The following is a 22,457-nucleotide window of genomic DNA, read 5'->3' as shown; positions in this document are numbered from 1 at the left end:
CGCCTACGGGCGGTGTTTTTCATTCAACGATAGCCATCAGTCTGGCCAATGCTTCCTCGACGATTTCAGCTGGCGCAGTTTCAATTTTGCTTGCACCACAAGCCCCCAAATCGACCATCCGGACCTGATTAATCAGCACCACGCCGTTGGTTTTCGTCCCCGAGCCACTTAATGACACGCTAAACCCCGCCTCACGCGCAAAATTTCCGCCCTGCGTGACCGGTGCCAGCAGCGCAGTACCTGTTCGGTTAAAGGCCGCGGTAGAGAGGATAATTGCGGGTCGACTTACCCCTTGCTGTTCGCGTCCACACGCGGGAGAGAAACTTACCAGAACGATATCTCCACGTTCAAAACTGGGTCGTTTCACCATTTTTTAATAACGATGCGCATCGCTCCCCCCTCAGTTAGACAAAGAATAACCCTGGAGAGCGTAATGTCATGTTCTACGTGTTAAACCGGGTGACAGCCAGCGTGATTTTCGGAATTTAACAAGAAATGCGCACGGCTACGGGCGGAAAGGAAAAAGCAGAAGGTGTTGCAGGAATTTCTTCGGCATAATGCGCAAAAAAAATCACGCCACCCGAAGGTGGCGTGATTCATTTAGCCTTTCAGTACGACTCTTTATCCAGCCAGTTGCCGGTCGGGATCCGCGTAAATCCGTCCACCGGACGCTGGTAGACGTACATCCACGCACTACCGTACGGTGTCTGGATTAAACGGCGCGCGTACTCGCCGCCTTTGGTACGCAGCGCGTCAAGTTCGGCCAGCGTCGAGGCATCGATACGATACACTTCACCAACTACAGTACCATCCCCTGGCACGGCGCCTGGATAGTGGCCCAGGCTGTAGAGTTGATAGTTATCGACGCTGTGATCGCCCAGCCACTGGGCGTTGGTCATCCAGTGACTGTTGCCTTGTTTGCGCCGCAAACTGCCATATACAAATATTCGCATTGCTAGAACTCAAACTGATAGAGCAGATCTAGTGCCTGGTCGATACCAGACACCGCTTCCAGATATAGCTTGGGCATCAGGCGGTAGCGTAACGTGAGAGTTGCCAGCGAGTCAAAAATTCCCACACCGTATTTTACCTGCAGGCCTGGCGCGATATAGCCACTGACTACCACCTGCGAGGAATCGCCCACCCCTGCGGTATCCAGGGCCAGATTGCTTACGCCAAACGTCTCGCCGATTTTACCCACAATCTGCCCACTTTGTGCAACCCCCAGGCCGACTAATGCGGAGGTCATCGCCGCGCCGTCGCCCTGCTCGCTGTTAAGCCCCTGACCGCGCAGCAGATAAGACAGAGCAGCCTGTTGCGACATCGCCGGATCCGAGAAGATTTCGGCTTTCGGCTGGTCGGCCATGCCGGTCACGCGCACCCCGGCGATGACGTTATCCTCGGTGGCGTCCGGGTTACGGATCGCTTCGATATTCAGCATCGGCTGGTCCGGCGGACCGGAGAACAGCAGGATGCCTTTACGCACGATCAGATCCTGACCGTAGGCGTGGAAGCGACCTTCCGGAATGTTGATCTGCCCGTTGAGGCCAAGGCCATGCTTATCCTGGGCCACTTTCAGGTCACCGGTCAGACGCGCTTTCAGACCAAACGCATCCAGACGCACGTTGTTGCCGACGTGGATAGTCAGGTTACTGTTGATAGGAATGCCCGCGGTCTGGGGATCCACGGGCTTGAGATCTTTATCCAACATCACTTCATCGCTCGACACCCCTACCGCGCTTTCCGGCACGTCATGGACCACGATCCGCGCCCACGGCACATCGACGTTGCCATCCAGCGTGAACAGGCTCGGCGTGGCAGTAAACACCACGTCCGGCGACACGTCCAGACGCACCATCGGCGGCACGGTTATGCGCACGCGACTGCCCTTCGCCGCCACCTGCGCCCGCCAGTTGTCGATTTGCGTCCAGTCGGCGTTGCCGCTGAGGCTAATCTGCCCCTGTTTCGTCGCGATCGCCCCGTCCAGGGTGGAGCGCGTGCCGTTGAAGTTCATCGCCACCCGACTCGGTTGCATATCAAACGGCATAAAGTTGCCGTCGATATCCAGTCCGGTGAGCTGCAATTGCCCGAACAGCTGCGGACTCTGGACGTTGCCGCCGAGGCGCAGGTTAGCGTTCAGGCTGCCCGCCGCTTTTTCACCCCGGGCAAAGATAGGGTTGATCATCGCCAGCGAGAAGTTGCGGATATTAACGTTGCCGCCAAGATTACGCCGTCCCTGCGGGTCGGTGACTTCAATCTGTCCATCCATCTGGCCGTTGTTGGTCAGGCGGATAAGCCAGCCCAGCTGCGCGCGGTTGTTATGCAAATCGGCGTTCACATTGAGCGTGTCGAACGCGACCGGCAGCACGCCGTCGTTAACCGTTTGCATCACTTTCACATTGCGCCCGGAAAGCGTGACTTTACCCTGCGGCAGGCCTTCTTTGGTGGTATCCCAGCTCACGTCGGCGTTGCCGCTGAACACACCGCTGGCCTGCGTGGCTTCAGGCATGAACGGTTTGAGCATCGCCAAATCAAAGCGATTGAGGTTCACCACCGCCCGGCCAGCGGCCCCGGCATCAACGGTTTGCGGCACGCAGAGTTCAGCGTTCGGGTTGGTCCAGCAGTGTGGCCCGATGCTGATTTTCTGCTCTTTGCTGCGGAAATCGAGAGCGATCGCCCGGGAGAGCGACCACGGTCCGACCGGCGTCTGGAAACGGGTGTTGCTCAAGGAGCCTTTCCAGCGCTCTTCTTTGCGATCGAAGCTGCCTGCTAAATCGAGCTGACCGGACACCGGCTCGCCCTGAATACGCAGCTCCAACTTGTGCTGTTTCTCATTGCCTTTGGCGGAAAGCAGCACCTGACTGATATTGACCCCTGGCTGCGCAATACCGTTGACGCGCACATCGAGGTTACCGCCAATCTGATCGGTCGATTTGACGTCGCCTTTAATGCTGGCCTGCGCGACAGAAAGCTCCTGCCAGCGCAGATTACGCGCGGTGATGTCGGCCAGCAGCTGCGGCGCATCGATGGTGCCGCGCACTTTCAGCAGCCCTTTCGCCGTGCCACCGAGTCCCGGCAGGGCGTTATCCAGGCCCGGCGCGTCGATGGTGGCATCGAGATTCAAATCTTTTACCCCAAGCTCGCCCTTCACTTCCGCACTGTTGCGTCCCAGCTCCAGATGCAGGCCCGGGATCTTCCATTGCAGATAGCTGTTGCCGGAGAGTTTACCCTCGACGTTAACCTTATTCTGCTTCACGTTCCCGCTGAGTTTCAGCTCCGGCACATCCATCTGCCAGCTGCCGCCGTACAAGCTGCCGCTGGTTTTGATAATACCGTTGAGTTTCGCTGGCCAGTCCGGCACTTCTTTGGCGGTGTTGATATCTTTCAGGGTTAATTCGCCGCGCCAGCTGATCGCCTTCTGCCAATCGAGCAGCGCTTTCAGTTCGGTTTTCCCTTCCAGCGCCGCGATGGTGAGCTTGTCGAGGTTCACCTGCTGCTCGTTGCCTTTCGCATCCAGGGTAATGGTGGCAGGCGGCACACCCTGCCCTTTCACCGCGGTGCGGAATGACAGCGTGTAGTCGGTCATTTTGCCGCTGAGTTTCAGCTTCAGGTCATCCGCCTGATACTGTTTTTCGCCAGTGAACGGCCAATAAAGCTGTTTGCTGAGCACTTCGAGATTAAGCGGCAGCCCGGCCTCCGCCAGTTGCGCCTGGGCGCGAATCCCCACATCCACCGGGCCGGAAAGATTGATCCCGACGTCGAGCTGCTTACGCACTTCGCCGCCAATCTTCATTTTGATCTTCTCGCCCTTCACCGGGTCGATATTCAGAGTGCTGTTAAGGGTCAGATCGACCGGCCAGTTATCCTGTAATTTCGCGGTGCCGGTGGCATTGACCGTGCCCTGGCTCGAATCCACGTCCAGCGCGTCGAGCTTCATGTTGCCGTCGATGCTGCTGACTTTGAGCAGCAGCTTATAAACGGTCAGGTCGGTGTCACCGGTCAGACGCAGTTGCTCCCCGCTAAATTCCTCTATGTTGAGGTTCAGCGGCAGATGCACATCGGTCATAGCGGGCAGGATCGGTTGGGAGAAGAGATCTTTCATCGTCTCGCCCAGCGGTTTTTCATCCGGCTTCGGGTTGTCGATTTTCGGCTCAACCACCTGTTCCTGCGCCACTTTCGCTACTTTTGGCAGTGCAATCAGCAGCCCTTGCAGCGAGGTTGGCCTGAGGGTCAGGTTTTTTTCCTGCCAGTGCAGGCCGGACGTGAAATCCATCACCGAGACCGTGGTGTCGTCAATTTTGATATTGACGTTGTTGAGCGCCACCCGGCTCAGGGTAATCGGATACGGCATTGAGAGGTTCAGCGGGCCGCTGTCTTCCTCTTCAGGTGCAGGCGCTGACGGCGGCATTTTCTTACTGTCGATCGCCACGTTGATGTTACTCAGCGACAAATCATTCACGCACAGGCTGCTATCCCACAGACAGGCTGTTTTCACCGCCAGATGGAATTGCCCGGCATCAACCGCCACACCGGGCTGTTCGTAGCGCACGTTTTTGAGCGTTAAATCTTTCCAGCCCCCGACCACCTGGCCGATAGACAGACCAGGCACCCAGCGGTCGGCAGCCTTAAACAGCAGATGCAGGCCGCTGGTGGTGCCCACCAGGAATGCCACGGTGCCCAACAGCAGGATGATAAACGCCAGCACGCCGAGGCTAATCTTCTTCCATAAACTCATAATTCTGGCCCCAGACCGATATAGAACTGCACCCCGTGCTCATCTTTGTCGCCAACCGGAACGGCTAAATCAAGTTTGATTGGCCCGACCGGGGATTGCCAGCGCACGCCGACCCCGGTCCCGGTTTTGAAATTACTCTGGCTGAAATCATTCACCGCCTCGCCGCTGTCGACGAACACTGCGCCCCACCATTTGCCGGTCACGTTGTATTGATACTCGAGCGAGCCGGTCAGCAGGCGCGATGCCCCGGTCAGCTTGCCTTTATCATCTTTCGGCGAGATAGACTGGTATTTATAACCGCGAATGCTGCGATCGCCCCCGGCAAAGAAACGCAGGTCCGGCGGCACTTTGTCGAAGTCGCCGGTTTCAATCCAGCCGATGTTGCCACGCGCCACAAAGCGATGGCGGTCGTAGAGGGTGCGAATCCAGGTGTTCTGCGCCTGCGCGACGACGAAGTCCACGTCCGAGCCCCAGGTGGTATTCGACACATCCACCGAGTAACGCTGTGAATCGCCCCAGGTGGGCATCAGCCCGCCGCGTGAACGGGTCCGGCTGATCATCACTCCCGGATAGAGCAGCATGGTGGTGTTGGTCACATCGGCCTGGGTAAAGTGAGACAGACTCCAGCGCATGTTAATGGCGCGCTGCCAGCCGCTGGACAGATCCCAATAGCGCGACACGCCGAGGGTGGTGGAATCCGATTCGGTATCGTTCAGGTCGGTACGTTTAAAGCCGCCCTGCAACAGATAATATTGCTCCAGCGGGTTCTTGAGCAGCGGCACTTTGTAGCTGAAATCAAGCTGCTGCTCCGGTGCGGAAAGGCTCAGATCGGAGGTCAGGCTGTGACCGTAGGAGTTGATCCACGGCTTGTTCCATGAGGCTTTTACCCGTGGGCCCACGTCGGTTGAATAGCCAACCCCGGTTTCGACCGTATTTTGGGTGCGCGGAGACACCACGCCTTCCAGCGGCAATACCTTGGTTTTTCGCGCTTTATCAAACTCGGGGGCCACTACCACTGAGTTAAACCAGCCCGTTGCCGAGAGGCGGCGGTTTAGTTCCGCCAAATCGTCGGAGGTGTAGTAATCCCCCTCTTTGAACGGGATCAGGTTTTGCAGGTAACGATCCTGGATCTGCGAACCCTGGAAGGTTACCGGACCGAAGCGATAGCGCTCGCCGCTGTCGTAGTCGATATCCCAGAACGCCTGATGGCGCTCCAGTGAGATGCCGAGCTGGCTCTTTTTAAATTCGCTGTCGAAGTAGCCTTTGCGCAGCGACACGCCGGTCAGATCTTTTTTGAAGCCGTCGTAATCCGCGTGGTTGAGAATGGTTCCAATCGCCGGACGCGTTTTCAGTAAATCCAGATAGTCGCGGTCGGTACGGGCTCCGCCGCGTAAAATCACATCCGTTCCGCCAATCTTCACCGGGACACCCGGCGTGACATGTGCCAACAGCACCTGACGGCCTTTGGCTGGCGGTGGTTTCAGTTCGAATTCAATCGTTGGCTCGTAGTAGCCCAGCGCTTTAAGCCCTTCCCGGATAGCATCATCTACGCGCGCACGGAAGCGACGATCCGGCGTCACCTCATCGCCCTGAATGGTCGACAGCTGCGCCCGGACGTTTTTCTGTAGCTCACCCGAGAGTCCATCGACCTGCAAGCGGATGTTTGCCGCTCCGGCAACACCGCTGACCAACAACAGGCTGGCCCAATATAACTGGCGAATCTGTGGCACGTTTTCTCCCAAATATCCTTGTTTCCACCCCGTCAGGAAACGCAATGGCCAATCCACGGCTTAACAAAATTTCAACACTACCGGTTGAAAAAAAGACATTCACCTCAATATTTCTTATGTTTAAATCTAGACCTATTCACCGCCTTTATTGTCTTCAAAGACAGGCGCTGTGACAACCTTAACCCCAATTTCATTTATCCGGAGGCCAAACCGTGAGTTTATTCGATAAAAAACACGTAGTTGCTCAAGCGGATGCGCTGCCCGGTCGTAATACACCGATGCCTGTCGCCACCCTGCACGCCGTTAATGACCATTCGCTGACCAACGTTCCCGAAGGCATGGAAGTGGCGCTATTCGCGATGGGCTGCTTCTGGGGCGTCGAACGTCTGTTCTGGCAACTGCCGGGCGTGTACAGCACCGCGGCGGGCTACACCGGCGGCTACACGCCGAATCCAACCTATCGCGAAGTGTGTTCCGGCCAGACCGGCCATGCCGAAGCGGTGCGCGTGGTTTATGATCCGTCGGTTATCAGCTATGACCAGTTGTTACAGGTATTCTGGGAAAATCACGACCCGGCTCAGGGTATGCGCCAGGGCAACGATCAGGGCACGCAGTATCGCTCAGCTATTTATCCGTTAACACCGGAGCAGGATCAGGCGGCCCACGCCAGCGCTGAACGTTTCCAGTCCGCAATGCGTGAAGCCAACGACGATCGTACCATCACCACGGAAATCGCCACCGCAAAACCGTTCTACTACGCGGAAGACGACCACCAGCAGTATCTGCACAAAAACCCGTACGGCTATTGCGGTATCGGCGGGATTGGCGTGTGTTTACCGCCGCAACTCGCCTGACCCTTAGCTCTCTATCGCCACGCGGCCGGTGTGTCGCGTGGCATTACTCACCGTTCCGCCCTCCTGCAATTTCCCCTGTAGCAACACGTTCAGCACCGAGGTGCCTTGCCGGTTAAGCCGGTTTTGCAGCAAATGCACTGCTTCTACTCCCAGTTCCCGACACGGCACCGTCACGCTGGTGACCGGTTTTGCCAGCTCATTTTCCAGCCGCCAGTGAAAATCCGTGGTGATAAGCGAGATGTCTTCCGGGACGCGTAGCCCATAACGTTCCAGCACCTTCTGCACGCCAAGGGTCATATTGGTGCTACCCGGGAAAATCACCTGCGGCCACTGGTCAGGCGGCGTTTCCGCCAGCCATTTCGCTAACGCCAGTTCGGATTCTTCCGCGCTAAAGCCCTCAGTGACAATCACGTCCCGCTGGGCGTTGAACGGCACGTGGTAGCGGCGATAGGCTTCCTTGATGCCATCCAGACGGGCATACAACGTTTCACGACGTAGGGTGGTCAGACACAGGACACGCCGGTGGCCCTGCTCAAAGAGATACCGCATGGCGTTGAAGCCGATGGCCCGGTGATCGGGCGATACCGCATCCAGTAATCGCTCTTTATCATTGGTATTAATTAATACGCAGGGTTTATTCAGGGTCGTCGCCAGTTTAAACACGGTTGAATCATCAGTTCCAATGATAATTATCGCGTTTATATTCTTATTATTAGCCTTTTCGAGAAATACCTTAATATCAGCATCCTGCTCTTCCAGTCCGCAAAATGTGAGATAAACGTCATGCGGCTCTATCGCATCGGCAATTCCACGGGTGACTTCCTGGTAAAAAATATCGCCACGTGCCGTAAAGGTTCTCGACGGGGCAAATACCGCAATCCCATTAATTAGCAGCCGTCCAGTAGCCATTTCGTCGAGCACTCCGAGCTTTCTGGCGCAGCGAACAATCGACTCCCGCGCCTTTTCACTGGTATACGACTTGCCGCTTAATACCCGGGAAACGGTGCTGACAGAGTAGCCCGTTTGCGTCGCAATTTGGTCCATTTTAAGCTTGCCGGACAATGTGTGACCTCTCTCACAATCAATATCTGCAAATTTTTGCAGACACAATAGGATGATTTTAAAACAGATTTATCCAACGCACTGAAATTTGATAATTAGCCTGCGAGCATTCTCACAAATTCCTTTTGTCTGGGTGCGCCGTTGTTCCTATTTTCGCCCTATTCCTGACGAACGTTGAATAAGGTGTGAGATGGACAAGATACGTTTTGGCATTATTGGTGTGGGTAATATCGGTACCGTTCATGCGCGTTATTTACTGGCAGGCACGGTAAAAGAAGCGCAGCTGACGGCCGTTTGCGACAGTGACGAGAAAAAGCACGACGCCATTCGGCACATTGTCGGCGAAAAAGTGGAAATCTTCAGCCATGCCCAGGACCTGCTGCAAAGTGGGCTGATCGATGCGGTGATCGTCGCCACCCCGCATTACGCCCATCCTGAACTGTCGATGCTGGCGATGCGCCACGGGATCCATACCCTGTGCGAAAAACCGGCGGGCGTGTACACCGCGCAGGTGCAGGAGATGAACGCCTGCGCACGCGAGTGTGATGTGGTGTTTGGCATCATGTACAACCAACGCCCGAACCCGCTGTATCAGAAAGTAAAAGACCTGATCGACAGCGGTGAACTCGGAGAAATCCGTCGATCCAACTGGATAATCACCAACTGGTATCGTTCACAAAGCTATTACAACTCCGGCGGCTGGCGCGCCACCTGGAAAGGGGAAGGCGGCGGCGTACTGCTCAATCAGGACCCGCATCAGCTCGATCTCTGGCAATGGCTGGTCGGAATGCCGGTGCGCGTGCGCGCCTTCTGCCAGTTCGGTAAACACCGCCAGATAGAAGTTGAAGACGAAGTCACCGCCTATGCCGAGTACGCCAACGGCGCAACCGGGGTATTCATCACCACCGTGGCCGAAACGCCCGGTACCAACCGCCTGGAAATCGCCGGTACGCGTGGAAAAGTGGTGGTGGAAGAAGGCCGCCTGCGCTTCTGGCGGCTGCGGGAGTCTGAAGACGCATTTAATGCCCGCTGGCAGAACGGCTTCGGTGAACCGGAGTGCTGGGAAGTCACCATTCCCGTTGCCGCTGAATGCAGCGAACATCATGTGATCACCACCAATTTTTGTGCCGCCATAATGCGCGGCGAACCGCTGATCGCCCCCGGTCTGGAGGGCATTCGCGGCCTGACCCTTTCCAACGCGATGCATCTTTCCACCTGGACCGACGGCTGGGTCGACCTGCCCTTCGATGAACAGCGCTTCAAGCAGCTGCTCGACGAGCGCATCACCGCCTCGGTGGATAAACAGGTCGAGAGCCGCACCCTCGACGCATCCGGCACCTGGTAAGCAGGAGAGATCATGTTACGAGTCGCTATCGTCGGAACAGGCAACATTTCGCACAACCACATTCAGGGCTATCTGGCGATGGGCGACCGCTGCCAGATTGTCGCCCTGGTTGATATCTACCCGGAAAAAGCGCAGGAGAAAAAAGAACGTTACGCGCTGCATGATGCCCGGGTTTACAGCAGCCATCGGCAGATGCTCGACAACGAGCCGGACCTCGATATCGTTGATGTCTGCACCCCGCCCTACGTTCACGCAGACATCAGCATCGACGCCCTGCATGCAGGTAAAAACGTACTGTGCGAGAAGCCGATGGCGGCCTCGCTGGAAGAGTGCGATGCGATGATCGCCGCCGCTCAGGCCAGCGGCAAAACGCTGTCCGTTATTGCCCAGAACCGTTTCACTGACGCCTTCTGGCGTCTTAAAGCGGCGGTCGATTCAGGGCTGGCGGGGAAAATCTGCCACGCGCAGGTCGATTCCTTCTGGTGGCGCGGGCATTGCTATTACGACCTGTGGTGGCGCGGCACCTGGGAAAAAGAGGGCGGCGGCTGCACGCTGAATCACGCGGTGCATCACATCGACGCCATTCAGTGGATGCTGGGCTTCCCGTCCGAAGTCGTGTCGATGATGAGCAACGTCGCCCACGACAATGCCGAAGTGGAGGACATTAGCGCCGCCATCTTTAAATACCCTTCCGGCGCGCTGACCCAACTCACGGCCTCGGTGGTGCATCACGGCGAAGACCAGAAGATGGTGATTCAGGGTGAGAAAGCCCGTATTTCTGCGCCCTGGAACGTGTTCGCCAGCCAGTCAGCCGACAACGGTTTTCCGCAGGACACCCGCAACGTCGCACTGGAAGACCAGCTGCAAACCCTGTTTGCCGAAACGCCCCGCCTGCGCTGGACGCTGCATACCGGGCAAATCGATAACCTCCTCACCGCCCTGGAACAGCACACGCCGCCGTTGGTCGATGGCGTGCAGGGCAAACGTTCGCTGGAAATCATCACCGCCATCTATAAATCAGCCATCACCCGCACGGCGGTGCCGCTGCCAATTTCCCCTGATGACGACTTTTACCGGACCGGTGGCCTGACCGCCCAGGCCCCGCATTTTTATGAAAAATCCGCCTCGGTGGCCAACTTCAGTGAAGTCGGTGCCATCCCGCTTGGCAAGAATTTCGATACAGGAGCAGCACAATGAACAAGAACGACGGTATGAATTACGCCCCAACTGGCAAACCGCAGCCGGTAGTGAAGCCAGGTGAGTTTGTCTTTGCCGCCGCCGCGCTCGATCACGGGCATATCTACGGCATGTGCAACGGATTGGTTGAAGCCGGAGCCCAGCTGAAATGGGTGTGGGATCCGGACCCGGCGAAGGTTGATAAGTTCGTGCAGCAGTATCCGCAGGTCCAGATTGCCCCGTCGCTGGAGACCTTACTCAACGATCCGCAGGTGCAGCTTATTGCTGGCGCAGGTGTGCCGTCCGAACGCTGCCCGCTGGGGCTGAAAGTAATGGCGGCGGGAAAAGATTACTTCGTCGATAAAGCCCCGTTGACCACCCTTGAGCAGCTCGAAGATGCCAAAGCGATGGTGGCCAAAACCGGGCGCAAATACGCGGTCTACTACAGCGAACGCCTGCACGTAGAAAGCGCCGTCTTCGCCGGGCAGTTGGTGAAACAGGGCGCGATTGGCACCGTGATGCAGACCCTCGGCACCGGGCCGCACCGCGAAGGCGAAGGCCGTCCGGACTGGTTCTATGACAAACGCTACTTCGGCGGCATTTTGTGCGACATCGGTAGCCATCAGATTGAACAGTTCCTGTTTTACACCGGCAACGAAGAGGCTCACATCGTCGCCAGTCAGGTGCGTAACGTTAACCATCCGCAGTATCCCCAGTTTGAAGATTTCGGCGACGCAATGCTGACTGGAGATAACGGCGCGACCGGTTATTTCCGCTGCGACTGGTTTACGCCAGCAGGGCTGCCAACCTGGGGTGATGGACGTCTGACCCTGCTCGGCACCGAAGGCTATATCGAAATCCGCAAGTACATCGACCTGACGCGCGGCGAACAGGACGTGGTGTATCTGGTGAATAAAGAGGGTGAGCACCGCTACCCGGTGGCGGGCCAGGTCGGCTTCCCGTATTTCGGCGAGCTGATTAAGGACTGCCTGAATCGCACCGAAAACGCCATGACCCAGGCGCACGCCTTTAAGGCCGCCGAACTGTGCGTTAAAGCCCAAATGCTGGCCAACGCGAGCCGATAAGGAGACCGGGATGAGAACGCTGAATGCTGCCATTATCGGCTGCGGAGCCATCCACCAGTGTCACGTCGAGGCGCTGCGCCAGCTCCCTGGTGTCGCCCTGCGAGCGGTAGTCGACACAGAGCAAAATAAAGGGCTGGCGCTGTCTGCGGAGTACCACTGTCATTTTTATCAGGACTACCAGGAGATGCTCAGCGATGTGTCCATCGACGTGGTACACATCTGCACCCCGCACTTCCTGCATAAACCGATGATCCTTGCCGCGCTGGCGGCAGGCAAACAGGTGTTCTGTGAAAAGCCGGTCGGCATGAACATGGCGGACGTGGCTGACATTCAGGAAGCAGAAAAGCGGGCCGACGGACGTTTGGGCGTGTGTTATCAAAATCGCCTGAACCCTACCAGCCTGGCCCTGCATCAACTGCTGGAAGAAAACGCCTTAGGGCGACTGCTGAGCATTAATGCGTTCCTCACCTGGTCGCGCACGCCACCTTATTACACCGAGAACCCGTGGCGTGGGTGTTACGCCACCGAGGGCGGCAGCCTGCTTATCAATCAGGCCATTCACACCCTCGATCTCGTGCAGTGGTTTGGCGGCGGCGTCACCCGCCTGAAAGGCGTGGTCGACTGCACAAGACTTACGGACATCATCGATACCGAAGACACCGCTATGGCCACGCTGGAATTTTCCGGCGGCGCGCGCGGCCTGTTTTTTGCCAGCAACAGTCACACCCGCGACGCGCCTTTACAGCTGGAAATCCATTGCGAACAGGGCGAGCTACAGCTGCGAGATAACACCCTCTGGCGCGTGACCGAAGGCAAGCGGGTGATCATCGCTAGCGACGAAACACCTTACAGCCACAGCAAAAGCTATTGGGGGGCAGGCCATCTTCAGGCCATTCGCCAGTTTTACGACGCCGTGCGCAGCGGCAGATCTGAGGGCGTGACCGATCTTCACGAGGCGGCTAAATCCCTGCAGCTCGTAGAAGCGATTTACCGTTCGTCACAGTGTCGACGCTGGATCACATTACCCGAATAACACCGCGGTTCCGGCTGGATTAAGATGCGGCACACAGTGAGCGTGTGCCATATAACTAAACATCGAACAGAGAATAATAAATATGGTTAAACCTACTGAACGCAAAGTGGGTTACGGCGTGGCGATTGGCTACGGCGTAACCGACCTTTTTGGCGGAGGTGCTTTTGCCGTTATCGGCACCTGGTTACTCTTTTTCTACACCACCTACTGTGGCCTGTCGGTACTCGAAGCGGGATCGATTTTCGCCATCGCCAGGGTGATTGATGCCATCCTGAGCCCGATTATGGGCTACGTGACGGACAACTTCGCCGATACCTGGCTTGGCAGGCGCTTTGGTCGCCGTCGGTTCTTCCTACTGCTGAGCGCGCCGCTGATGTTCCTGTATGCGCTGGTTTGGGTCACCGACATGAGCTACTGGTACTATCTCGGGACTTATCTTTCGATCGAACTGCTTTCCGCGATGGTGCTGGTGCCGTGGGAAACGCTGGCGGCGGAAATGACCAACCGCTTTAGCGAGCGCACGCGCCTGTCCGGCGTGCGTATGATGTGCTCCTCCCTTGGTGGATTTTTGGCGGTGTCGGTGCCGGGCGTGATTATGCAGTTCACCGGGAAAGACAACTCGTTCACCTACACCCTGACCGGTAGCATCTTCGCGCTGATTTTCTGTATCGCCGTCTTTACCACCTGGGCCTGTACCTGGGAGGCAAAAGATGTGCGCGAGGAATACGAATTTGCCCCGGTCAACGACAGAAAGCCCGGGCTGCTTAACCACCTGAAATATCTGATACTGGACCTGTTTTCATCGTTCAAAATCAGGGCATTTCGCCAGCACATCATCATTTACATCTGCTCGTTTACCGCGATGGACGTGTTCGGCTCGGTCTTCACCTATTTCGTCATTTACGGTCTGCATCGCGATGCGGGTGCCGTGTCGGGCTTGCTGAGTATCGCTGCGTTTGTGTCTATTCCTGGCACGTTCGGCTTTATGATGCTGATGAATAAATTGAATCTGACCCCGTCCAGCGCGCTACGTCTGGCCTACAGCTGCATCTTTGCGGTGTTGGCGTTTTTGTTCGTGGTCTATCTCAACGATATTGCGGTGAACACCTTCGTGTTCTCTGGCGTGTTTATACTGCTGGGTCTCGCCCGAGCCGGGCTGTATTACATTCCGTGGAACATTTACAGCTTCATTCCGGACGTGGATGAGATGGTGACCCGCCAACGCCGGGAAGGCATTTTCGCTGGCGTGATGGTGCTGACCCGCAAAAGCACCGTCGCACTGGCGGTGATGCTGATCGGTATTGTGTTACAGGAAAGCGGCTTCGTGAAAGGCGGTGGTGCGCAGCCAATCAGCGCCCTGCACGCGATTATCGGCCTGATGATCTTCGCTACTGCCGCCCTGCTGGCCATCAGCTTCTGGATGACCTATAAGTTCAAGCTGACTCAGCAGAGCCATAAGACGCTGATTAAAGAAATTGCCCGCCGCAAACTGGGCGGTGCGGCGGAGGATTGTGATGAAGAGACCCGGGTGGTGATTAAAGAGCTGACTGGCCGGGCCTATAACGAAGTATGGGATGCCACGCCGGATAAAAGCAAAAACGGGGCCGCTTTAGTGCCTGGAAGTTAACCTCTGGCGAATTTACAGTCCCTTACGCTATACTATCCCTCGATATAACCGGTCCAGCGCCTTCGGACCGGTTTTTTTAAGTAACATTCCAGTTAAACCAACGACTCAACCACCCTTCCGAGGTTCTGACCTGAACGGTTAGAAAAACTATGCTAAACAGTATATTAATCATACTCTGCCTCATCGGCGTCAGTGCGTTTTTCTCGATTTCCGAGATTTCGCTTGCAGCTTCCCGCAAGATAAAACTGAAGCTACTCGCCGATGAGGGCAACATTAATGCACAACGTGTTCTGAAAATGCAGGAAAACCCCGGTATGTTCTTTACCGTGGTGCAAATCGGCCTTAACGCCGTCGCCATTCTGGGTGGTATCGTCGGCGATGCAGCCTTCTCCCCGGCCTTCCACACCGTCCTGATTAACTACATGTCCGCTGAGCTTGCCGAGCAGATTAGCTTCATTCTGTCGTTCGTGCTGGTCACCAGTATGTTCATTCTGATTGCTGACCTGACCCCGAAACGCATCGGTATGATTGCGCCTGAAGTTGTGGCTTTGCGCATCATCAACCCGATGCGCTTCTGCCTGTCGGTGTTTCGCCCGCTGGTATGGTTCTTCAACGGCATGGCCAACATGATTTTCCGCCTGTTCAAGCTGCCGATGGTGCGTAAAGACGATATTACCTCCGACGACATTTATGCGGTGGTGGAAGCCGGTGCGCTGGCAGGCGTACTGCGTAAGCAAGAGCATGAGCTGATCGAGAACGTATTTGAACTCGAATCCCGTACCGTTCCGTCTTCCATGACCTCGCGCGAAAACATCATTTGGTTCGATTTGAATGAAGATGAACAGAGTCTGAAAAACAAAGTCGCCGAGCATCCGCATTCCAAGTTCCTGGTATGTAAAGAGGACATCGACCACATCATCGGCTACGTTGACTCAAAAGACCTGCTGAACCGCGTGCTGGCTAATCAGAGCCTGGCGCTGGCCGGTGGCGTGCAGCTGCGCAATACGCTGATTGTGCCGGACACCCTGACGCTCTCCGAAGCGCTCGAAAGCTTCAAAGCCGCAGGTGAAGATTTCGCGGTAATCATGAACGAATACGCGCTGGTGGTGGGCATTATCACCCTCAACGACGTGATGACCACGCTGATGGGTGACCTCGTCGGCCAGGGTCAGGAAGAGCAGATTGTCGCGCGTGATGAGAACTCATGGCTGGTCGACGGCGGTACGCCGATTGATGACGTGATGCGCGTGCTGGATATCGATGAGTTCCCGCAGTCGGGCAACTACGAGACCATCGGCGGCTTCATGATGTTTATGCTGCGTAAAATCCCGAAACGCACCGACTTCGTGAAGTTCTCTGGCTATAAGTTTGAAGTGGTGGATATCGATAACTACCGTATCGATCAGCTGCTGGTCACCCGCGTCGACAGCAAACCGACGGTGCTGACGCCAAAACTGCCTGACGCGCAAGAGAAAGGCGCGGCGTAAGTCAGTCGAGTGCAGAAACACTAACGGCTCCCAATGGGAGCCGTTTTTTTTACTGATTACTGCATAGCACGTTGTTGATTACGCCATCTCAGTTTGCAGACGCGTAACCTGACGGTTGATTTCGGACATCACGGAGAGGTGCTGCTTGTCCTTCACTTTCGGGATCAGGATTTTACCCTTATCAAACTCGAAAGCGCCCACGTCCTTGATGTACAACCGTCCACGAAACAGGATCTTCACGTACTTCGCCACCTGAAGCGGGTTGTACCGTTGGAAAATTTTCATTGTTATCTCCTGCTGAGGATTACGCCCTTGCGACTCCATCATCGGGTCCGCGTTCCGGGGCGCAAAATTAATGCTCTGAAACTATAGTCCATATCGACCGGGACACCCAGTCTGTAGAAGTTTATTTACCGTTTGATGACACTAATTAAGAATATTCTTTTCACATAGTCGCATTACGCAGTATAAGTCTTCATTTTTTAGCGGTTATGTGCGGTCGCCCGCAAACTGGCATCATGCTTGCGGGAAAACCTAATCATTCACACTTATGATTAATGTTCAGAACTAAGTGGTCGGATCACCTGCATAAAATAAGGAAAAAACCATGACCCTACGTAAGCTGATGGCGATCTCATGCCTGCTCATGCCGCTGATGGCCTCTGCACACAACGTTGAAAAAGGTCAACGCCTGCCCGCTGTCGGCATCACCGATCGTGGCGAACTGATGCTTGATAAAGATGAGTTTAGCTATAAAAACTGGAATAGCGCGCAGCTGCCTGGCAAAGTGAGAGTTGTACAACATATTGCTGGTCGTACATCTGCCAAAGAGAAAAACGCCACGCTGGTTGAGGCTATCAAAGCCGCCAAATTCCCACACGATAAATACCAGACCACCACCCTTGTTAACACTGACGATGCGATCCCCGGCTCGGGCATGTTCGTGCGCAGCAGCATCGAAAGTAATAAGAAGCTCTACCCATGGTCGCAGTTTATCGTTGACAGCAACGGCGTGGCGCGTAACGCCTGGCAGCTTGAGGAAGGCAGCTCAGCGATTGTGGTGCTCAACAAAGACGGGCGCGTGGAGTGGGCCAAAGACGGGGCGTTGACGCAAGAAGACGTGCAGCAGGTCATCGCCCTGCTGCATAAGCTGCTCGGTCAGTAGATAGCCACCCGGAAGCCGGGGTTGAGGAACGACTCACGCGGCGTGTAGTCGAGGGTTTTCCCTTGCCAGTCGTGAACGTGCGCTCCGGCGGCAACCGCCACCGCGTGACCCGCCGCAGTGTCCCAGACGTTGGTCGGCCCGAAACGCGGATACAACTGCGCCTGCCCTTCGGCCACCAGGCAGAACTTCAGTGATGAGCCAATCGAGGTGGTCTGGTGTTCGCCGAGCTGCTGGAGATACTCCTGCAATTCAGTATCAGTATGCGAACGGCTGATCACCACCAGCGGTGGACGGGCGTCACGCACCTGAATCTGCTTGCGAATGTCGCACTCTTCTTTCCAGGCTTTGCCTTCGTGGGCGCTATACATCACCTTCATCACCGGGGCGTACACCACGCCGAGAACCGGTTTGCCGTTTTCAATCAGGGCGATATTGACGGTAAATTCACCGTTGCGCTTGATAAACTCTTTGGTGCCATCCAGCGGATCAACCAGCCAGTAGCGCTGCCAGTGCTGGCGGACAGCCCAACTCTGCGGATCTTCTTCCGATAAAACGGGGATATCCGGGGTCAGGGCATTCAGGCCGCTGATAATCACTTTGTGGGCGGCAATGTCCGCCGCCGTCACCGGAGAATCGTCTGCTTTGCTGACCACATCCATCGGCTGCGTTCCATCATAGACCTGCATAATGGCCTCACCCGCTTTCCGTGCAAGCTGACATACCTGTTCCAACATATTCCACCTCGTGTTGAGTAGAGTGGTGTTAACTCGTTGTTTTATTTATATCCCATCGCGACCAGTTGCGCTATCTGTGAAGCGATACCCGTTTCCTCGCGCTTTTTTCTGGCAAGCTTCACACTTCTGTAAGCAACAGGATGTATACACTTTTATCTTTTGTGCCCTCGATCAATGAAAGGACCCCTCTGATGATTAAGTTTAGCGCAACGCTCCTTGCTACGCTGATTGCTGCCAGCGTGCAGGCCGCGACGGTGGATTTGCGAGTCATGGAAACCACCGACCTGCATAGCAACATGATGGATTTTGATTACTACAAAGATACCGCTACGGAAAAATTTGGCCTGGTGCGAACCGCCAGCCTGATTAACGCCGCTCGCGGTGAAGTCAAAAACAGCGTGCTGGTGGATAACGGCGATGTGATTCAGGGGAGCCCGCTTGGCGATTATATGGCGGCGAAAGGCCTGAAAGCCGGGGATGTACACCCGGTTTACAAGGCGATGAACACCCTCGATTACGCGGTGGGCAACCTTGGAAATCACGAATTCAACTACGGACTGGATTTTTTGCACAAGGCCATTAATGGCGCGAAATTCCCGTACGTTAACGCCAATATCATCGACGTTAAGACCAAAAAGCCGCTGTTTACGCCCTACCTGATTAAAGAAACCCAGGTCGTCGATACTGACGGCAAAAAGCACACCCTGAAGATTGGTTATATCGGTTTTGTGCCGCCACAAATCATGACCTGGGATAAAGCCAACCTCAGCGGTAAAGTCACGGTAAACGACATTACCGAAACCGCACGTCAATATGTGCCCGAAATGCGTAAGAAAGGGGCCGATGTGGTGGTGGTTATCGCCCACTCAGGCCTGTCCGCAGACCCGTATCAGGCGATGGCGGAAAACTCCGTTTATTATCTCAGTCAGGTTCCAGGCGTGGATGCGATCATGTTCGGTCACGCCCATGCGGTGTTCCCGTCGAAAGATTTTGCCAGCATCAAGGGGGCGGATATCGATAAAGGCCTGCTCAACGGCGTACCGGCGGTGATGCCCGGCATGTGGGGCGACCATCTCGGGGTAGTGGATCTGGTACTGAATAACGACAGCGGAAAATGGGCGGTTGCGCAGGCCAAAGCGGAAGCGCGGCCAATTTATGACACCGCGGCCAAAAAATCCCTTGCCGCCGAAGACCCTAATCTGGTGAAAGTGCTGAAAGCCGATCACGATGCCACCCGGGCGTTTGTCAGCAAACCTATCGGCAAATCCTCCGATAATATGTACAGCTATTTGTCACTGGTGCAGGATGATCCGACTGTTCAGGTGGTGAATATGGCGCAGAAAGCCTACGTCGAGCACTATATTCAGGGTGATCCGGATCTGGCGAAACTGCCTGTGCTTTCCGCCGCAGCGCCTTTCAAAGCCGGTGGACGTAAAAACGATCCGGCGAGCTTTGTCGAAGTGGAAAAAGGCCAGTTGACCTTCCGTAACGCCGCCGATTTATATCTGTACCCAAATACCCTAGTGGTGATGAAAGTCAGCGGTAAAGAGGTGAAAGAGTGGCTGGAGTGTTCCGCCGGGCAGTTCAATCAGATTGACGTCAACAGCAGCAAACCGCAGTCGCTGATCAACTGGGACGGCTTCCGCACCTATAACTTCGACGTTATCGACGGGGTCAATTATCAAATCGACGTCAGCCAACCGGCACGCTACGACGGGGAATGCCAGAGCGTGAACCCGAAAGCGGAACGCATTAGAAATCTGACCTTCGACGGCAAGCCAATTGACCCGAATGCGATATTCCTGGTCGCCACCAATAACTATCGCGCCTATGGCGGCAAGTTTGCGGGCACCGGCGAGAACCATATTGCGTTTGCCTCACCGGATGAAAACCGTTCGGTGCTGGCGGCATGGATAAGCGCGGAGTCGAAGCAAAACGGAGAGATCCATCCGGCAGCGGATAACAACTGGCGCTTAGCGCCGATTCATTCGGCCACTCCGTTGGATATTCGCTTTGAAACGGCCCCGACGGACAAAGCCGCGGCGTTTATCAAAGACAAAGCGCAGTATTCGATGAAGAAAGTTGGCACCGATAACATCGGCTTTGCCGTCTATCAGCTTGATTTGAGTAAGTAACAGCAGATGTTGTAGGCCCGGCACGTGTCAGTCCACTGCGCCGCCGGGCATTTAAGCCACTTTCTCATCCCAGTTCGCCATCACCTGCGGCAGATTCAGTTCAATCCAGTCGGCCAACGCTTCTACCTTTTCACTCACCTGCTCCCCGAGCGGGGTCAGGCTGTATTCCACGTGTGGCGGCACCACCGGATATGACACCCGGTTGATAAAGCCGTCCATCTCCAGCGCCTGCAGCGACTGAGCCAGCATCTTCTCACTCACGCCGCCCATTTTACGGCGCAAATCGCTGAAACGATGAGTGCCATCGCGCAACGCCACAAGGATTAGCACGCCCCAGCGGCTGGTTACATGCTTGAGCACATCCCGGGACGGACATTGTTCGGCAAACAGATTGCCGTCGCGCAGTTGCTGGCTGAGAGGGGAACTCGTCATTTTGATACTTACCTTTTTGTACGTACTTACTAAAAGTTAGCTATGGTGTTAGCGTATCACAACTGAAGACAAACCCGAAGGAGTGACCTCATGATCGCAATTACCGGCGCAACCGGCCAACTGGGCCACCTTGTTATCGACAACCTGCTGAAAACCGTACCCGCCAACCAACTGGTCGCCATTGTGCGCAACCCGGCGAAAGCCCAGGCGCTGTCCAGCCAGGGCATTGTGGTTCGTCAGGGCGACTACAGCGATGAAGCCAGCCTGAAATCCGCCCTGCAAGGCGTGGATAAACTGCTGCTGATCTCCGGGAGCGAAGTCGGCCAGCGCGCTACCCAGCACCGGAACGTGATCAATGCCGCGAAGGCCGCAGGGGTGAAATTTATCGCCTACACCAGCCTGCTGCATGCCGATAAATCCCCGCTCGGCCTGCACCTTGAGCACGTCGACACGGAGAATATGCTGGCGGCATCCGGGATCCCGTTTACCCTGCTGCGTAACGGCTGGTACACCGAAAACTATCTCGCCAGCGCCCCACCGGCGATTGAGCATGGTGTTTTCATTGGCGCGGCAGGTGACGGTAAAATTGCGTCCGCAACGCGGGCAGATTACGCCGCAGCGGCAGCACGGGTCATCAGCGAAGAGGGTCATGCGGGCAAAGTGTATGAACTGGCGGGCGATAACGCCTGGACGCTCAGCGAACTGGCGGCCGAACTGAGCAAGCAGAGCGGCAAAAACGTGCGCTATCAGAACCTGAGCGAAGCTGATTTCGCGGCGGCACTGAAAGGAGTTGGCCTGCCTGCAGGTCTGGCCGATATGCTCGCGGATTCAGACGTCGGGGCCTCAAAAGGCGGTTTGTTCGATGACAGCCGGACCCTGAGCACACTTATCCAGCGCCCGACGACGCCGCTGTCTGAAAGCGTCAAAAGCATCCTGTAAACGTTAACGAACGGTTAAATTTGTGGCACCTTCGCGGGGTATCTTCGATAATGACGGGGATATTCCGCGGGAGGTTAGCGTGCAGGGTGTTCCAGAACTGTTCACAGATGAGAGAGATAGTGCCAGCTTCCGCCATTTGGCCCAGTTGCCAGGGGTGGAGCTTTATCACGCCCACATCTCGCGCTACGCCTTTGAACCCCATACCCACGAAGCCTTCGGCATCGGCGCGATTGAACTCGGGGCCGAACGCTTTCGCTATCGCGGCACACAGTATGTCGCCCCGATCAATTCCGTCGTCACCATGAACCCGGATGAGCTTCATACCGGGGAGGCAGCAACCGCCGACGGATGGCGCTACCGGATGGTGTACCTTGAGCCTGACTTGCTGGAAGAGGTGACGGGTATTCGTCACTGGTGGTTCAGTGATGTGGTGCGCCACGATGCCCAACGTTCCGCCCAGCTTTGCCAACAGATTTATGGGCTGTGGAATACCGACGATCCGCTGGCACAGAAGGGGCTATTGCTCGACCTGATAGAGACCTTCCGCCCATTTGCCCATCATGCGCCGAATGTTCAGGAAGCGGCGCATCGCTTCGAACGCGTTCGTGATTACCTGCATGATAACTATATGCACGCCCTGACCCTCGACGAGCTGGCCGCCGTGGTGTCGCTCAGTCCGTACCATTTTCAACGCCAGTTCAAAGCCCGCTATTACGTTACGCCGCACCAGATGCTGATGGCGATTCGGCTGTGGCGTGCCAAAGATTTTCTAACCCGCGGAATGCCTGCCGCAGAAGTTGCCGCCGCCACGGGCCTGACCGATCAGTCTCATCTCACCCGGGCCTTTACCCGTCGCTACGGCATCACGCCCGTTCGCTATCAAAAACAGGTTTTTATGCGCTAATGCGCAACCTCATA

General features: G+C 55.9%; 19 protein-coding genes. 11 read left to right on the top strand and 8 right to left on the bottom strand.

Going from position 1 to position 22,457, the window contains the following annotated elements; all coding sequences use genetic code 11:
• Positions 1 to 19 precede the first annotated feature (19 nt).
• From SIK69_RS00290 to tamA, 4 genes are all read right to left on the bottom strand, one after another.
• On the bottom strand, positions 20 to 370 hold the full coding sequence (locus SIK69_RS00290; RefSeq protein ID WP_319785131.1) for a type II toxin-antitoxin system ChpB family toxin: 351 nt from the start codon (positions 368 to 370) through the stop codon (positions 20 to 22).
• Between the two features lie 238 nt (positions 371 to 608).
• Positions 609 to 953 carry a gamma-glutamylcyclotransferase family protein gene (locus SIK69_RS00285; protein WP_319628399.1) on the bottom strand — a complete coding sequence of 115 codons (345 nt, stop codon included), beginning with the start codon at positions 951 to 953 and terminating at the stop codon, positions 609 to 611.
• A gap of 2 nt (positions 954 to 955) precedes the next feature.
• The gene (gene tamB / locus SIK69_RS00280) at positions 956 to 4,735 is read right to left on the bottom strand and encodes an autotransporter assembly complex protein TamB (protein WP_319785130.1); all 3,780 of its coding nucleotides are present in this window, start codon (positions 4,733 to 4,735) and stop codon (positions 956 to 958) included.
• Complete coding sequence (gene tamA / locus SIK69_RS00275; protein WP_319628401.1) at positions 4,732 to 6,465, bottom strand: autotransporter assembly complex protein TamA; 1,734 nt, start codon at positions 6,463 to 6,465, stop codon at positions 4,732 to 4,734. The genes tamB and tamA overlap by 4 nt, the downstream gene beginning before the upstream one ends.
• Positions 6,466 to 6,677: 212 nt before the next feature.
• Here tamA and msrA point away from each other — a divergent pair, with 212 nt between their 5' ends.
• The gene (msrA, locus tag SIK69_RS00270) at positions 6,678 to 7,319 is read left to right on the top strand and encodes a peptide-methionine (S)-S-oxide reductase MsrA (protein ID WP_319785129.1); all 642 of its coding nucleotides are present in this window, start codon (positions 6,678 to 6,680) and stop codon (positions 7,317 to 7,319) included.
• A gap of 3 nt (positions 7,320 to 7,322) precedes the next feature.
• Here msrA and SIK69_RS00265 read toward each other — a convergent pair whose 3' ends face one another.
• Complete coding sequence (locus tag SIK69_RS00265) at positions 7,323 to 8,381, bottom strand: LacI family DNA-binding transcriptional regulator (RefSeq protein ID WP_319785128.1); 1,059 nt, start codon at positions 8,379 to 8,381, stop codon at positions 7,323 to 7,325.
• 190 nt (positions 8,382 to 8,571) lie between these two features.
• On the opposite strand from SIK69_RS00265, the gene SIK69_RS00260 reads away from it, so the two are divergent.
• The 6 genes from SIK69_RS00260 (at position 8,572) to paeA (ending at position 16,134) form a co-directional block, all read left to right on the top strand.
• Positions 8,572 to 9,726 carry a Gfo/Idh/MocA family protein gene (locus SIK69_RS00260; protein ID WP_319785127.1) on the top strand — a complete coding sequence of 385 codons (1,155 nt, stop codon included), beginning with the start codon at positions 8,572 to 8,574 and terminating at the stop codon, positions 9,724 to 9,726.
• A gap of 12 nt (positions 9,727 to 9,738) precedes the next feature.
• Complete coding sequence (locus tag SIK69_RS00255) at positions 9,739 to 10,923, top strand: Gfo/Idh/MocA family protein (protein WP_319785126.1); 1,185 nt, start codon at positions 9,739 to 9,741, stop codon at positions 10,921 to 10,923.
• On the top strand, positions 10,920 to 11,987 hold the full coding sequence (locus tag SIK69_RS00250; protein ID WP_319785125.1) for a Gfo/Idh/MocA family protein: 1,068 nt from the start codon (positions 10,920 to 10,922) through the stop codon (positions 11,985 to 11,987). Before SIK69_RS00255 ends, SIK69_RS00250 begins: the two co-directional genes overlap by 4 nt.
• A 10-nt stretch (positions 11,988 to 11,997) precedes the next feature.
• Entirely contained in the window at positions 11,998 to 13,020 is a 1,023-nt protein-coding gene (locus SIK69_RS00245; protein ID WP_319628407.1) for a Gfo/Idh/MocA family protein, read from the top strand.
• An 82-nt stretch (positions 13,021 to 13,102) separates the two neighbouring features.
• Complete coding sequence (locus tag SIK69_RS00240) at positions 13,103 to 14,647, top strand: MFS transporter (RefSeq protein ID WP_319785124.1); 1,545 nt, start codon at positions 13,103 to 13,105, stop codon at positions 14,645 to 14,647.
• Between the two features lie 149 nt (positions 14,648 to 14,796).
• Positions 14,797 to 16,134: a polyamine export protein PaeA gene (paeA, locus tag SIK69_RS00235; RefSeq protein ID WP_319785123.1), complete on the top strand. Its 1,338-nt coding sequence runs from the start codon at positions 14,797 to 14,799 to the stop codon at positions 16,132 to 16,134.
• Between the two features lie 78 nt (positions 16,135 to 16,212).
• Here paeA and SIK69_RS00230 read toward each other — a convergent pair whose 3' ends face one another.
• Entirely contained in the window at positions 16,213 to 16,419 is a 207-nt protein-coding gene (locus SIK69_RS00230) for a stringent response modulator YtfK (RefSeq protein ID WP_110510900.1), read from the bottom strand.
• 322 nt (positions 16,420 to 16,741) lie between these two features.
• Between SIK69_RS00230 and SIK69_RS00225 the strand changes: the two genes are divergently transcribed.
• A complete protein-coding gene (locus tag SIK69_RS00225) occupies positions 16,742 to 17,299 on the top strand; it encodes a YtfJ family protein (RefSeq protein WP_319628410.1) in 558 nt (185 codons plus the stop codon).
• On the opposite strand, the gene cysQ is transcribed toward SIK69_RS00225, so the two are convergent.
• On the bottom strand, positions 17,293 to 18,033 hold the full coding sequence (cysQ, locus tag SIK69_RS00220; protein WP_319628411.1) for a 3'(2'),5'-bisphosphate nucleotidase CysQ: 741 nt from the start codon (positions 18,031 to 18,033) through the stop codon (positions 17,293 to 17,295). The genes SIK69_RS00225 and cysQ overlap by 7 nt on opposite strands.
• A 191-nt stretch (positions 18,034 to 18,224) precedes the next feature.
• On the opposite strand from cysQ, the gene SIK69_RS00215 reads away from it, so the two are divergent.
• Positions 18,225 to 20,168, top strand: a complete 1,944-nt coding sequence (locus tag SIK69_RS00215) for a bifunctional 2',3'-cyclic-nucleotide 2'-phosphodiesterase/3'-nucleotidase (RefSeq protein ID WP_319785122.1) — start codon at positions 18,225 to 18,227, stop codon at positions 20,166 to 20,168.
• 51 nt (positions 20,169 to 20,219) lie between these two features.
• On the opposite strand, the gene SIK69_RS00210 is transcribed toward SIK69_RS00215, so the two are convergent.
• Positions 20,220 to 20,600 (bottom strand): winged helix-turn-helix transcriptional regulator, encoded by a 381-nt coding sequence (locus SIK69_RS00210; RefSeq protein WP_319628413.1) that lies wholly within the window; start codon positions 20,598 to 20,600, stop codon positions 20,220 to 20,222.
• 90 nt (positions 20,601 to 20,690) lie between these two features.
• On the opposite strand from SIK69_RS00210, the gene SIK69_RS00205 reads away from it, so the two are divergent.
• Both SIK69_RS00205 and SIK69_RS00200 read left to right on the top strand, forming a co-directional pair.
• On the top strand, positions 20,691 to 21,539 hold the full coding sequence (locus SIK69_RS00205) for an SDR family oxidoreductase (protein WP_319785121.1): 849 nt from the start codon (positions 20,691 to 20,693) through the stop codon (positions 21,537 to 21,539).
• A gap of 79 nt (positions 21,540 to 21,618) precedes the next feature.
• Positions 21,619 to 22,443, top strand: coding sequence for an AraC family transcriptional regulator (locus SIK69_RS00200; protein ID WP_319785279.1), 825 nt, complete (start codon positions 21,619 to 21,621; stop codon positions 22,441 to 22,443).
• The last annotated feature ends 14 nt before the right edge of the window (positions 22,444 to 22,457 follow it).

It is taken from the genome of Scandinavium lactucae (genome assembly GCF_033843265.1).
GTDB lineage: Bacteria > Pseudomonadota > Gammaproteobacteria > Enterobacterales > Enterobacteriaceae > Scandinavium > Scandinavium lactucae.
The sequence above is the reverse complement of the archived record's forward strand: the minus strand, read 5'-3'. Positions and strand labels throughout refer to the sequence as shown.